The sequence below is a fragment of the Ruegeria sp. CL5 genome (genome assembly GCF_056536485.1).
In genome coordinates, this window is sequence record NZ_JBQFPS010000008.1 from 83,173 (window position 1) to 95,910 (window position 12,738).

Below are 12,738 nucleotides of genomic sequence, written 5' to 3' on the forward strand. Positions count from 1 at the left end.
CGATGAACATTGCCGAGCTTGGCGACAGGATCTTGAACGGAGAGCGCAGGGCACTGGCCAGAGCGATCACGCTGGTCGAAAGCGGGCGTGATGACCACCGAGCGCAAGCTACGGCCTTGCTCGATCGGTTGGCTGGTGTCGGGCGGCAGGCGCTGCGAATTGGCCTGTCCGGCACGCCAGGTGTCGGCAAATCGACCTTTATCGAAAGCTTCGGAATGATGCTGACGGGGCAGGGGTTACGTGTTGCGGTTCTGGCAGTTGATCCCAGTTCGGCCCGTTCGGGCGGCTCGATTCTGGGCGACAAGACCCGCATGGAGCGGCTGAGCCGCGAGAAAAACGCCTTTATCCGCCCGTCCCCCAGCCAGAGCCACCTTGGCGGCGTGGCGCGCCGCACGCGTGAAGCGATTGCGCTCTGCGAGGCGGCGGGATTTGACGTCGTGTTGATTGAAACTGTGGGTGTGGGCCAATCGGAAACCGTGGTGGCCGAGATGTCTGACCTGTTCCTGTTGCTTCTGGCCCCGGCGGGCGGGGATGAATTGCAGGGCGTCAAACGCGGCATCATGGAAATGGCTGACATGATCCTGATCAACAAGGCCGATGGTGACCTGAAAACGACAGCCACCCGCACCTGCGCCGATTACGCGGGCGCGCTGCGTCTGCTGCGCAAACGCCCGCAAGACCCCGAAGGGTTCCCCAAGGCCATGACAGTTTCAGCGGTTGAAGAGCACGGGTTGGAACAGGCCTGGGACGAGATGCAGGCGCTGACCACATGGCGGCGCGACGCCGGGCACTGGGCGTCGAACCGCGCTACACAGGCGCAATACTGGTTCAAACAAGAGGTGCGCCACGCCTTGCTGGCGCGCCTCGACACGCCACAGATGCGCGACCGGATGAGCGATCTGGGCACGCAGGTCAGTGCGGGCCGTCTCAGCCCGTCGGCAGCGGCCGAACAAATCCTCGCCGGGCTGTCCGACACGTAACACTCTGGCGGATTGATGCGCGCGCGGCTGGTGCGCTGACCGCTAATAGTGTATTATCGTTGCATATATTGCAGTGTTTGAGTGTGAGTTACTGCGTTTGAACCGGGTTGAGAAAGGGCTTGGTCAGCTCGGATCGTGCCCGGATGCTCCGAGGAACGGGACACGTCAGAATGCCCAATATCAATGGCACCAACGGCGACGACGATATCGATGTCACAAATGACAACGGTACGTTGAATGGCACGCCGCAGGGGACACCGATTGATAATATCCGGGGCCGTGGCGGCAATGACGATATCACCATCACCGATAGTACCATTGCCAACAATGTCTTGGGCAATGCAGGTATCGACACGATCACTGTCACCAACAGCACGGTTGGCGGGCGCATTGCCAGCGGGTCCGATGCGGATACGGTTGATATCAGCGGGTCAACCGTGGGCAATATCCGGCTTGGCGGTGGCAATGACACGCTGAATTTCATCAGCACCACGGTGACAGGCGACATTCGCGGCGGCAGCGGAACCGACACGCTGAACCTGCCTGAGGGCACTGTTATCACGGACGATACATTCGGGGTGATTACGGTCGTAGACGGGGTTGGATATTCAATCTCAAGCGGCACATTCACTCTGCCATCCGGAATAACTGTCACCTATTCGGCGTTTGAGAACGGGTCAGGCATGCCCTGTTTCACGCGCGATACATTGATCACGACGCAGCACGGCCAAACACCGATCCAGTCGCTGCGCACCGGTGACCTGATCCCCACGCTGGGGCAGGGCCTGCACCCGATCCGCTGGATCGGACGGCGCGAATTTGACCGCCCCCAGCTTGAGACCAACCCCAGACTCTGGCCCGTGCGCATCCTTGCAGGCGCATTGGGCGAGGGGTTGCCGTATCGTGATCTACTGGTCTCGCGCCAGCACCGGATGCTGGCGCACTCAAAGATCGCCCAACGCATGTTTGGCACGACCGAGGTTCTGATTCCGGCCATCAAACTCACTGCGATGCCGGATATCTACGTTGATGAAAGCGTAAAAAGCGTTGAGTATTTTCACCTGCTGTTTGACCGCCATCAGGTGATCTTTGCCGAGGGCGCGCCGACCGAAAGCCTCTATACTGGCCCCGAGGCGCTGAAGGCGCTCAGCGCTGCGTCCCGCCGCGAGATATTCGAGATTTTTCCCGAGCTGGTCGATCTTGACTACCGGGCTGATCCGGCCCGCCTGATCCCGCGTGGGCGGATGCAGGCGCAGTTGATCACACGGCATTTGAAGAACAACAAGCCGTTGTTGCGGTTGCCTCCGATCTGAACTTCCAAGGAATTCAACAAGGGGGCAAAGATTTCGCCGCACCCGTCTTGACCCTTCGCGTGATTCCCACTACACGCATCCAACCAGTTTTCGGGCGCGACTTCGGGTTGCGCCCCTTGTGATTTGGCCGAGGGTCTTGTACCCGGCCTCCAGAAACAAAGGAAGAAACCATGTCGCGCCGTTGCGAACTGACCGGAAAAGGCCCGATGACTGGCAACAATGTCAGCCACGCCAAAAACAGAACTCGTCGTCGTTTTCTGCCCAACTTGAACGACGTTACCCTGCAGTCGGAAACCCTGGGCCGCGGCGTAAAGCTGCGCATCTCGGCGGCAGCCCTGCGCTCGGTAGACCACCGCGGTGGTCTGGATGCATTTCTGGCGAAAGCCAAGGATGACGAACTGTCGGCGAACGCCTTGAAAGTGAAGAAAGAAATCGCCAAAGCGCAAGCTTCGGCATAAGTCTTACCGACGCAAAAGTATTCAGCCCTGCATCCTTGGATGCGGGGCTTTTTTGTCGGTGATGATTACAGTGGACCTGTCCTTTGTTTTCAAAATTCCAACAAAGCGAGACTTTCCGTGACTTTGTTCACAGAAGTCTTGATGAGATCAATATATGTATATGCATATTGTTGATTTTTGGGGGTCATCATGCTGTTTCGAGTAACAAATTTATTGTCTTTCTTGCAAGCTTCACTTGCGGCGGCAGTGGTTCGATGCACGCGGATGCAACGCCGGGTGAATCGTCTACATACGAGTATGAACGCCGACCCGGCAAAACCACCCAAATCCTGAACCGGGCCATTCTGTCTCAGCCTGGCCTTCTCGCTTGAAGCGGATAGAAACTCAGGCGTATATCTCGGGCTAGGATGAAAGACATTTTCCGCCAGATGCTGCCTTATGCGCTGTCCCTGCTCGTACTTGTCACGGGGCAGGGCCTTGCTGCATCGCGCGGTATTGATCGTGCGGTAGGACAGATGGTTCTGTGCACCGGAACCGGGCCTGTGGTTGTGTATATGGATGACGAAGGTCAACCGGTACGTGCGCCGCACTACTGTCCGGACTATGCGCTTAGCCTGCTGGGCGCTGTGCTGGACGCGCGCGCTGCCCTGCCTTTGGCTCCGTCCAGGGCGTTGCCCGCTCCACCACTACGCTCGGCGGATTTGATTTCGGCCCCCTTGCCACGGCATCCTGCCCGCGCTCCTCCGATCTCTGTCTGAATTAGACATCTAACAAAATCAGACATTTACGTAAGGAGAGTCGCAATGGCCCTCAAATCCACTTTGCTCGCAACTTTGGCTGCGCTTTCGTTCACCTCAGGCGCCATGGCTGCCGATGCTATCGTTGTTGACGATGCCTACGCGCGGTCCTCAGGTAAATCGGCCAAGGCCGGTGCCGCCTTCATGGTAATCGAAAACCACAGCGATACCGATGACCGCTTGATCGGCGTCAAATCGGATGTGGCAGGTCGTGTCGAGCTTCACACCCACAAGGTTGATGAAAACGGCGTTGCCCAGATGATCCATGTCGAGGAAGGATTTGCCATACCGGCGGGTGAAGCCCACCTGTTGAAACGTGGCGGTGACCATGTCATGTTCATGGGACTCAATGCGCCATTTCAACAGGGATCTTCTGTGCCGGTGACGTTGATTTTTGAAAAGGCCGGAGAGGTTGTTTTAGAAGTCCCCGTAGATTTGGAGCGGAAGGATCAGGGCGGGCACGGTTCACACGACCACACGCATTCGAACTAATCCGCCGTTTCATCAGCCATCATCAAGGCATCAGGCCGGACAATGCCCGGCCTGTATTGCTAGCGGTTGACAGTTTTCATTCCCAACCGATCACCCGCATTTTTGAACCGTGCGGCTAGAAAGAACATTACGATGGCCGAGGTCAATGCAAAGAAAGCAATTGCCCAACCCAAAGCCACCATTCCGCTGCCGGGCCAGAAGATAAGCACCAGCCCGATGATGAGGGCAAAGATACCTGAATTTCGCACCGTTGCACGCTCGGGATCCTGTGGGTGCATCTGAGGCAGGGCCATGAAGGAGCCTATGGCCACGAATAACGCCATCGCCCCCATCAGCGTAAATGCCAGCCACGCCACTCCCTGCGGCCAGATCAATAGTATCAATCCGATCAGAGCAGCCCCGATGCCAAAGCCGCCAACCAGCCCACGTCGCCCAAACCCAAGCCAAGTGAGCGCACCATCCAAAATAAGCAGCGCCCCCACCAGCCGCAGCAATACTGAGATACTGCTGGTGGGCCAGAACAGCGCCGCAATCCCGATCAGACCGGCCAGAATTCCGCGCAGCAAGAAGGTCCACCACAGGTTAGCCAGATTCTCGCTTAGGGTGTCACGCGCGTTAATGCTGCTATCGTCAAGGATTTCTCCATCTTTGGGTGGTAAATCTGTCATGAACTCACTCAGCTTTATTGTTTTCAGCACCATAGACGCGAAAGCGCTGCTCTGTCTGCCCCTATCGCGTGCGGCCCCGTACCAACATTTTATTGACCCAACGCGGGATCACCTCGGTGGCGGGCCCGAGGTGTGTCTCATCAAAGACGGACGCCCCAGCGGAAGGTTCAAGGTTCAATTCTATCGTTCGCGCACCTCCGGCCCGTGCCTCTTGCGCAAAACCCGCCGCTGGATAAACCTGACCCGAAGTGCCGATTGAGGCGAACAGTGCGGTTTCTGCCAGGTGATTGTAAATTTCATCCATGAAATAGGGCATCTCGCCAAACCACACCACATCGGGTCGGGCCGTCGGTTGAAAGCAGGCTGGGCAAGGCTCGTGTACTTCCATCTCGGGTGGCGAGGTCCAGCGGTGCCCGCAAACTCCACATAGGGCACCGGCCAGCGTGCCATGCATATGGAGTACCCTTGCAGCCCCGCTTGCCTCATGCAGGCTGTCGACATTCTGCGTGACGATGACCACTTCGCCGGGCCATCGCTTCTGCAGCCGGGCAAGCGCACGATGTGCGGCATTGGGCTGTGCCTTGGCGGCCTGCACCCGGCGGGCATTGTAAAACCCATGCACCAGTGCCGGATTGCGGGCGAAGCCTTCGGGCGTTGCGACATCCTCGATCCGGTGCTGCGCCCACAGACCGCCTTCGTCGCGGAACGTGCCCAGCCCGCTTTCGGCGGAAATTCCGGCTCCAGTCAGAATGACGATCTTTTCCATGGCCGCCCCACGCGCTACACCCAATTCCCATGACACACCGTATCCTTTTCGTCTGCCTGGGCAATATCTGCCGCTCTCCGGCAGCCGAGGGCGTTTTTCGCGCCCTGGCACCCCATCACCAAATCGACAGCGCCGGAACCGCGGGTTGGCATATTGGTGATCCGCCCTATGGCCCAATGCAAAAAGCCGCCCGCGCCCGCGATATTAACCTCAGCGACATGCGCGCCCGCCAGTTCGTGGCCGAAGATTTCCACCGCTTCGATCTGATCATCGGTATGGATGCGGATAATATCGCCAATATCGAAGACCTGCGGCCTGATGGCAGCGATACTCCTGTCCGCCTGCTAACCGATTTCGCGCCACATTCCGGTGCCGATCACGTGCCCGATCCGTATTATACCCTCGATTTCGATGGCGCGCTGGACCTGATCGAGATTGCTGTTGATGGCTTGCAGGCGTACCTGAGCGCTGAGCTATAGAAGCTGGAGCGCGCCCTGCATCGGGGCACTGAACGCCCCGATGTCTGCTCAGAGCCCGAAATCCTTGATGCTGCGTTCTGTTCGGACGTCAGTTTTAGGCTGGCGCGCTAGAAATTCCTGGCTCGCTATTTTCTTTAAAACTCAGAACTTGCCGTTCCCATGCGCCATCTCCGCAGGGATGGGGGAAACAACGTCCCGGTGCTCGACTATCTTTCCGTCCTCAACGCGCCATAGGTCGAAAAAGGCCCAAGGTTTCTCACTCACGTTGGCATTTGGAGCGACAAAGACGAAGTTACCTTCTGCAACAACAATCTGAGGCTCAAATTTAGTAATAACGTTGCCTTGTTTAGACCAGGGCTTGGTGTCCTCCATCAGCCCATCTATCCCATCAGCAAGCATTAGATTGTGCTGCATGTAGAACTTGGAATACATAGGGGCTTTCTTTGGTGCGGCACCACCCAAGACATCGCGCACAAGACCGAGAACCAACGCTTTGTTTTATTCTGTTTTGTCGAGATCGGTGATTTCGATTGGCCCATCCGTTATATCTCGGCCAGCCACCGTTGTTTCCGGAGCTGGCTTCAAATTGTCCCAATGCTCGGCAACTTTACCGTCCGCGAGCCGGAATATGTCGAATGCGGCAAGACTGGGTGCGCCAAACGCATCAGTATTTTCAGAAGTGCTGTGCAATACGACCATATCGCCTTCGGCGATGACGCGATGGGTGGTGCCAGCCATTCCGGATTGCTCCACCAAAGGTATCAGGCCAGCCAAACCCTCGGCTCCGGTTGGGATTTGTGGGTTATGCTGAACATAATCCGGCGTAACGAGCTGTCGCGCCGCTTCCGGGTCGTGATCGGCAAAGGCTGTTGTTAAGAGCGCGATTACAAGTTCGTTGGGAGATATGGATTTATCCTTAGATTAATATCCTCTCGATACGCGGTGGCAAAGTCATACCATATTGCAATTACGTACTTTGAACTGACTTAGCATCTCAACACTACACCCATAGCAGTCAGGGAGTTGCGTAGGAACTGATGCGGCGCTACTGTGTCATGCGGTTGCGAAACAATACCAGAGACTGGGACGCTACCAATAGGTATTGCCAACAATGCAGAAGCCTCGAACTGCTCCATCCGTTCAATGCTTTCCAAACAGACAGGCAAATGGCCGATGATCATCATCCTCGCGCTGGAGGATGAGCCGAAACGCTTTGGCGACCTCAAGCGCTGCATCGGAGACGTCACGCAAAGTTTGCTAACCGAAAACCTGCGTGGATTGCAGCGCGACGGGTAATTGACCCGCACCGTCGATCCCGGACCCCCAGTAGCAGTGTCCTATGAATTGAAGCCCTTGGGCCGTAGATTACTCAAGATTCTAAAGCCACTCGTTTTCTGGTCGGATGAACAGATGTATGAAGCCAGACAATTTAGAATGCAATTTGATCGTGAGCAGGCGAATTGACCTCAAAGCGGACTTAAGGCTAGCTATTTCGGAAGGCAGCATAGTCCTGCTGTGCTTACATTTATTCATCTATGCTGAGAAACGAAACCAGATCTTTCCAGTGCTGGAAATAAGGATTCCGAACCCCATACACTCTTGACTAATTCATCACCTTCAACTGCCCGCCCAGCCACGGAATCTGCGCAATCGCGGGATCGATGATTTGGCTTTGCATCAGCCGTCGGATCATGCCAGCGATCTCTTGCGGCACCTGATCCGACCAGTCGGAGCGGTTGAATAAGGAAATGGTGCGCGCGAACTGGCCAAACGGGGCAGGGTGCGCCTCCAGTCCGTCATGAAACCGCGCGGCGCGCATATAGCCCAGCGGCGTGGTGATCGCCCAGCCCAAGCCCCGCGCCACCATCGCCATCAATGCCAGATGCGAGCCGATTTCGAACCGTTCTTCGAACTCCATTTGCTGCCGGGCCAGATGACCTTCGATCTGGCGGCTGATCAACTGTTCACGGGCGTAGCGCAGGAAGGGCAGATCTTGCATCGGTTGCTCTGCGCCCTTGGGCGCGACCAAAATGAAGGGGTCTTGGACCAGAGGGTATTCGATGACACCTTCCAATACTTCACCAGAATGGGCCGAGACAGCCATGTGTAACCGCTGTGCCTCCAGTGCTTCGAACAGATCGAGGCTCGACAGCGTGATCAGCTTGAATTTCGACCGAGTCAGACTATCGGCTAGCAGGGTGGCCAGCCTGGGCGTCAGATCATTGTCGAAATCGTCGATCAATCCGATGGACAGAGTGGTCAGATGCCCCAGATCCATGACCGCCAGTTCGCTCTGCGCCACTTGCAGCTCACCCAGCACCGCTTGAGTGCGCGCCAGGAAACTGCGCCCGGCCTGCGTCAGCCGCATCGGTCGCCGCCCGTGATCGACCAGATCGGTGCCCAAGGCCTTTTCCAGATTGCGCAATTGCTGAGACACCGACGGCTGGCTGAGCCCCGTGATCTCGGCCGCCTGCGCCACCGATCCGGTCCGTGCCAGCGCCTCGAACACCTCAAGGCCCCGCAGGGTCAGCCCTTTCATCACCATCGCACATACCTTTCGCTGCGCCTTTTTTGAGGCGCAGCGTGCATCAGGTCAAGGATTGCCTCTGGCTCAGCTGCAGATCGCCTGCGCCATCTGGCCAAAGTTCTGATACCGATCCCACAGCGCATCATCGCGCGCGGTCTGCGACATCTTCAACTCCTGCGCCTGATGGGGGTCTTCGAACCACTTTGCCACGGTCTTCTGATCGCCACGCGTCAACGCCTGATCCGCCACGCGCTGAATGCAAGTGCATCGCGCCCGCGTCGCCGCCTCACGGTCTGATGCCAAACACGCCCGCTTGATCTGCGCCGCGTCCACTGTGTGGGCCACCGCCGTCACCGATGCCGCACAAAATGCGATTAGGAGGAACTGTTTCATACTCGAGCCTCGTTTTTGCCTGCCCGGACGGGTCTTATGCCCCTCTCGGTCTGCGGCGGAGTATGAATCAAACTGGATTCGGGATCAATCGGGTGGTTCGAAAAAGTGATTGCACGCGGCTGGGATGTCGCGTTTTCTGGCCCGACTTTGTTTAGAACTCTTTCGTGAGACCAATATGCTTAAGAAATACGGACGCACGTTTCACTTGCCGGAATCCCCCGGGGCTACCAGCGATGATAAGATAATGTCCAGCATTGATGAATTGGCTTCGGCTGATGAGGTGGTCTTCACCGAAAAGATGGATGGTGAGAATACAACAATCCATAGTCAAGGCTGTCATCCTCGTAGCATCGACGCTAGATATCATCCGTCGCGCGATTGGATGAAGGCATTCGCAGCAGGCATTGCGCCTCAACTTGCCGAGGATGAGCGCATTGTCGGCGAGTATCTGTTTGCGCGTCATTCAATCGCATATTCAGAGTTGCCAACTTATTTTCTGGGGTTTGGCTGGATAATTGCAGGCGTTGTTCAGTCTTGGGACACGACGTTGTCACGCTTTGAAGAACTTGGGATCACCGCTGTTCCCGAATTTTATCGCGGACGGTTCTCGGCTAAGGTTGTGGCGGATGTGATCGCAGACCTGAATCTGGATACTCAGGAGGGTTTTGTCGTCCGTACAACAGCTGCGTTTAACGAAGAAGACATGCCCACTCATCTCGCGAAATACGTGCGCGAGGGCCATGTGCAAAGTGAGACGCATTGGATGAACGCGGAGTTGGTTAAAAACAGGTTGCTCTGAACGGTCATAGGCCTCGCAATCAAAGGGTTTCGCCGGGCTCTCGTCCCACCTTGACCGCGGCCCATTTCCGACGCATATCCCCAACCCATGACAGACCTCGCTCATATCCGCAATTTCTCCATCGTCGCGCATATCGACCATGGCAAATCCACCCTTGCTGACCGGCTCATCCAAGAGACCGGAACGGTCAAGGATCGCGACATGAAGGAACAGCTGCTCGACAGCATGGATATCGAACGCGAGCGTGGCATCACCATCAAGGCCAACACGGTTCGCATCGACTATACCGCCGACAATGGCGAGGCATACGTGCTGAACCTGATCGACACACCCGGCCACGTGGACTTTGCCTATGAGGTCAGCCGCTCCATGCGCGCGGTCGAAGGCTCTCTGCTGGTTGTGGACTCCACCCAAGGGGTCGAGGCGCAGACGCTGGCGAATGTGTACCAAGCCATCGACGCCGATCATGAGATCGTTCCGGTGCTGAACAAGATCGATCTGCCCGCCTCCGACTGTGACCGCGTAGCCGAACAGATCGAGGATGTGATCGGCATCGACGCGACCGACGCCATTCAGGTCAGCGCCAAGACAGGGCAGGGCATCCACGAGACGCTTGAGGCCATCGTCCAGCAGCTGCCCGCACCGCAGGGTAATCTGGACGCGCCGCTCAAGGCGATGCTGGTGGATTCGTGGTACGACGCCTATCTGGGCGTCATCGTTCTGGTCCGCATCATGGACGGCACGCTGAAAAAGGGGATGCGGGTCAAGTTCATGTCGAACAACACCCTGCACCATGTCGACCGCGTCGGGGTCTTCCGACCGGAGATGGAGATGGTCGACTCCTTAGGCCCCGGTGAGATCGGCTTTCTCACCGCTTCAATCAAACAGGTCCGAGACACCCGCGTGGGTGACACGATCACCAATGACCGCAACGGCACCGAAGAGGCGCTGACGGGCTTCAAACCCGCGCAGCCGGTGGTATTCTGCGGCCTCTTCCCCGTCGACAGTTCCGAATTCGAAGACCTGCGCGATGCGATTGATAAACTGGCCCTGAACGACGCCAGCTTCAGCTTTGAAATGGAAACCTCGGCAGCACTTGGCTTTGGCTTCCGCTGCGGCTTCCTCGGCCTTCTGCACCTAGAGGTCATCCGAGACCGCATCGAACGCGAATATGATATCGAGCTCATCACCACCGCGCCCTCGGTGATCTATCACGTCTACATGAAAGACGGCGAGATGATCGAGCTGCACAACCCCGCCGACATGCCCGACCCGTCGAAGGTCGACCATATCGAGGAACCGCGCATCAAGGCGACCATTCTGGTGCCGGATGAATACCTCGGCGACGTGCTGAAACTCTGCCAGGACCGCCGTGGCATCCAGCTGGACCTGACCTATGCAGGCACCCGCGCCATGGTCGTCTATGACCTGCCGCTGAACGAGGTCGTCTTTGACTTCTACGACCGCCTGAAATCGGTGACCAAGGGCTATGCCTCGTTCGACTACCAGATGACCGGGTATACCGAGGATAATCTGGTCAAGATGTCAGTGCTGGTGAACGACGAACCGGTCGATGCGCTGTCGACCATGGTTCACCGCGATCGGGCCGAGATGCGGGGCCGGGCGATGTGCGAAAAGCTCAAGGACCTGATCCCGCGCCACATGTTCAAAATCCCGATCCAGGCCGCCATTGGAGGCAAGGTCATCGCCCGCGAAACCCTCTCGGCCCTGCGCAAGGACGTGACCGCGAAATGCTACGGAGGCGACGCCACGCGGAAACGCAAACTGCTGGACAAGCAGAAGGCGGGTAAGAAAAAGATGCGCCAGTTCGGGAAGGTCGATATCCCTCAGGAGGCGTTTATTTCAGCGTTGAAGATGGACAGCTAAGGCTCTCCATCTTCAAGAGATTTGCTTCGAAATCAAATGTCACTCGTGACCTGATTAGTTCTCGACTGCGCGTTGTATTGCCGGACCAATCTGACGTTTGCGGGAAATTACGTCCTCTGCTTCCAGCATGTCGTTCGCGATCTCTCCGCCGAATGCGGCAAGAACCAGGTCCTTGTCGGTGTCATCCCCCCATAGCATGTAGGATTTCTGATCGCGGGTATCGACAATCGCAAAGACCAGATGGTCCAGACCGCTCGCATTCTTTTGCGTTTCGATTGCGGCTTTTAACTCGTGCCGACGGTCGATCAGCTGCTGCGCTGTCAATGTCTCGGCAACCCCGATGCCGACATTCTTGCCGCCATACACGAAGTCCTTGTAGTCCAGCAGAACGATATCTTTAGCCGACAGCGCGCTTAGGTCGGATTTCGCCAGCAGCATGTTTTCCGCAAACGTATCGACATCCTCAATGCCGGCCTGCCGCGCCAGTTCCTGCACATAGTGGCGGTCGTAATCCGTGGTGGTTGGCAACGTCAGGTTGACGGTGTCGGACAGGATCGCAGCCATCCCGATGCAGGACAGAGGTGCAGGCAGTTCAACGCCAAGCATCTGCGCCTGATCGGCCAATATTGTTGCTGTTGATCCCCATGGCCGCATCTCGATGCTGATGGCTTCAGACAGGTTGACCGGCGATCCCCCAAGCGCGTGATGGTCGATCAAGGCGACGATGTTTTCAGGGTCAATGCTGGGCGGAAGTTGTGTGCTTTGATTGAAGTCGACTAGCCCAACAGTCATTCCCGAGAAATCACCGATAGCCTTCGGTTCAACCGCGTTGCACTGTTCAATTGCGAACCGGGATTCTGGGTTGATCGAACCGGGAACTCCGGGCTGTCCGCCATAGATATGGGCTGCCAGCAAACTGGCACCAACCGAGTCGGTGTCTGGGTTGAGGTGTCCGGTCCAAACCAGCCCTTGTACGTTTGCCAGATCTTTTTGCAGATAGTCCAAAGCAGCCCCCTGCCGCTCGTTTGATTGCGCCCACGTCGCAGTTGCAACAAAACAGGTTGCCGCGATTGCGGTCACACGAATCCGATTGATGAGTGCCAATTTCGAGCGTGGGTCGGAATGGGTTTGTTTCGATGACATAAACTGCATCAGAGACCTCCGTCTGTTCGCTGATTG

The 12,738-nt window shown here is 56.9% G+C and carries 16 protein-coding genes; 9 read left to right on the forward strand and 7 right to left on the reverse strand.

Translation table 11 applies throughout. The features are described 5' to 3' along the window. Positions 1–2: 2 nt before the first annotated feature. The 5 genes from meaB (at position 3) to ACR0IU_RS14505 (ending at position 4,040) form a co-directional block, all read left to right on the forward strand. Complete coding sequence (gene meaB, locus ACR0IU_RS14485; protein WP_480716751.1) at positions 3–980, forward strand: methylmalonyl Co-A mutase-associated GTPase MeaB; 978 nt, start codon at positions 3–5, stop codon at positions 978–980. 170 nt (positions 981–1,150) lie between these two features. Next, positions 1,151–2,293 (forward strand): Hint domain-containing protein, encoded by a 1,143-nt coding sequence (locus ACR0IU_RS14490; RefSeq protein WP_480716752.1) that lies wholly within the window; start codon positions 1,151–1,153, stop codon positions 2,291–2,293. Between the two features lie 170 nt (positions 2,294–2,463). After that, a complete protein-coding gene (rpmB, locus tag ACR0IU_RS14495) occupies positions 2,464–2,751 on the forward strand; it encodes a 50S ribosomal protein L28 (RefSeq protein WP_008756960.1) in 288 nt (95 codons plus the stop codon). 407 nt (positions 2,752–3,158) lie between these two features. Beyond that, entirely contained in the window at positions 3,159–3,509 is a 351-nt protein-coding gene (locus ACR0IU_RS14500) for a hypothetical protein (RefSeq protein WP_480716753.1), read from the forward strand. Between the two features lie 45 nt (positions 3,510–3,554). Then, positions 3,555–4,040 (forward strand): copper chaperone PCu(A)C, encoded by a 486-nt coding sequence (locus tag ACR0IU_RS14505; protein WP_480716754.1) that lies wholly within the window; start codon positions 3,555–3,557, stop codon positions 4,038–4,040. Positions 4,041–4,099: 59 nt separating this feature from the next. On the opposite strand, the gene ACR0IU_RS14510 is transcribed toward ACR0IU_RS14505, so the two are convergent. Next, positions 4,100–4,708, reverse strand: coding sequence for an HdeD family acid-resistance protein (locus ACR0IU_RS14510; protein ID WP_050806461.1), 609 nt, complete (start codon positions 4,706–4,708; stop codon positions 4,100–4,102). Positions 4,709–4,769: 61 nt separating this feature from the next. Next, positions 4,770–5,474, reverse strand: a complete 705-nt coding sequence (locus ACR0IU_RS14515; protein WP_480716755.1) for an NAD-dependent deacylase — start codon at positions 5,472–5,474, stop codon at positions 4,770–4,772. A 29-nt stretch (positions 5,475–5,503) separates the two neighbouring features. On the opposite strand from ACR0IU_RS14515, the gene ACR0IU_RS14520 reads away from it, so the two are divergent. Continuing rightward, a complete protein-coding gene (locus tag ACR0IU_RS14520; RefSeq protein WP_480716756.1) occupies positions 5,504–5,953 on the forward strand; it encodes a low molecular weight protein-tyrosine-phosphatase in 450 nt (149 codons plus the stop codon). Positions 5,954–6,094: 141 nt separating this feature from the next. Here ACR0IU_RS14520 and ACR0IU_RS14525 read toward each other — a convergent pair whose 3' ends face one another. Together ACR0IU_RS14525 and ACR0IU_RS14530 are read right to left on the reverse strand one after the other, a co-directional pair. Next, positions 6,095–6,385, reverse strand: coding sequence for a nuclear transport factor 2 family protein (locus ACR0IU_RS14525; RefSeq protein WP_480716757.1), 291 nt, complete (start codon positions 6,383–6,385; stop codon positions 6,095–6,097). Positions 6,386–6,451: 66 nt separating this feature from the next. Beyond that, on the reverse strand, positions 6,452–6,859 hold the full coding sequence (locus ACR0IU_RS14530) for a nuclear transport factor 2 family protein (protein WP_480716842.1): 408 nt from the start codon (positions 6,857–6,859) through the stop codon (positions 6,452–6,454). A 267-nt stretch (positions 6,860–7,126) separates the two neighbouring features. Here ACR0IU_RS14530 and ACR0IU_RS14535 point away from each other — a divergent pair, with 267 nt between their 5' ends. Then, on the forward strand, positions 7,127–7,249 hold the full coding sequence (locus ACR0IU_RS14535) for a winged helix-turn-helix transcriptional regulator (protein ID WP_480716758.1): 123 nt from the start codon (positions 7,127–7,129) through the stop codon (positions 7,247–7,249). A gap of 307 nt (positions 7,250–7,556) precedes the next feature. On the opposite strand, the gene ACR0IU_RS14540 is transcribed toward ACR0IU_RS14535, so the two are convergent. Together ACR0IU_RS14540 and ACR0IU_RS14545 are read right to left on the reverse strand one after the other, a co-directional pair. Then, a complete protein-coding gene (locus ACR0IU_RS14540; RefSeq protein WP_480716759.1) occupies positions 7,557–8,498 on the reverse strand; it encodes a LysR family transcriptional regulator in 942 nt (313 codons plus the stop codon). 66 nt (positions 8,499–8,564) lie between these two features. Further along, the gene (locus ACR0IU_RS14545; RefSeq protein ID WP_170473067.1) at positions 8,565–8,873 is read right to left on the reverse strand and encodes a hypothetical protein; all 309 of its coding nucleotides are present in this window, start codon (positions 8,871–8,873) and stop codon (positions 8,565–8,567) included. A gap of 244 nt (positions 8,874–9,117) precedes the next feature. On the opposite strand from ACR0IU_RS14545, the gene ACR0IU_RS14550 reads away from it, so the two are divergent. Beyond that, positions 9,118–9,672, forward strand: a complete 555-nt coding sequence (locus ACR0IU_RS14550) for an RNA ligase family protein (protein ID WP_480716760.1) — start codon at positions 9,118–9,120, stop codon at positions 9,670–9,672. An 87-nt stretch (positions 9,673–9,759) separates the two neighbouring features. After that, the gene (lepA, locus tag ACR0IU_RS14555) at positions 9,760–11,559 is read left to right on the forward strand and encodes a translation elongation factor 4 (protein WP_170397199.1); all 1,800 of its coding nucleotides are present in this window, start codon (positions 9,760–9,762) and stop codon (positions 11,557–11,559) included. 54 nt (positions 11,560–11,613) lie between these two features. On the opposite strand, the gene ACR0IU_RS14560 is transcribed toward lepA, so the two are convergent. Beyond that, positions 11,614–12,711, reverse strand: coding sequence for a manganese-dependent inorganic pyrophosphatase (locus ACR0IU_RS14560; RefSeq protein ID WP_480716761.1), 1,098 nt, complete (start codon positions 12,709–12,711; stop codon positions 11,614–11,616). Between the last annotated feature and the right edge of the window lie 27 nt (positions 12,712–12,738).